Raw genomic sequence first — 313 nt, 5'->3', positions numbered from 1 at the left:
GCCGCGAGCATCGCTGCCTGCACGGGCGCCGGAAGCATCAGACCCGCATGCTTGCGCACGGTGAGCAATCGGGCGACGAGCTCCGAGTCACCCGCGAGGAATGCGGCGCGATACCCGGCGAGGTTCGACTGCTTGCTCAAGGAGTACACGCTCAGCACGCCCCGGTGGTCATTGCCGACGACGCGCGGATCGAGGATGGACGGGATCGGTCGCTGATCCCATGGCGCGTCCCACCCGAACTCGGCGTAGCACTCGTCTCCGGCGATCACCGCGCCCAGTTCGCGTGCCCGCTCCACCGCGGCACGCAGTGCAT

Annotated in this window: 1 protein-coding gene; it reads right to left on the bottom strand. The window is 68.7% G+C overall.

All coding sequences use genetic code 11. The features are described 5' to 3' along the window. The coding region (locus B2869_RS00425; protein ID WP_292761348.1) for an aminotransferase class I/II-fold pyridoxal phosphate-dependent enzyme at positions 1-313 on the bottom strand (313 nt) is incomplete at both ends.

Source organism: Microbacterium sp. UBA3486 (assembly GCF_002377845.1).
Taxonomy (GTDB): Bacteria; Actinomycetota; Actinomycetes; order Actinomycetales; family Microbacteriaceae; genus Microbacterium; species Microbacterium maritypicum_A.
Note: the sequence above shows the minus strand (reverse complement) of the source record. Positions and strands in the feature narration are given on the sequence as shown.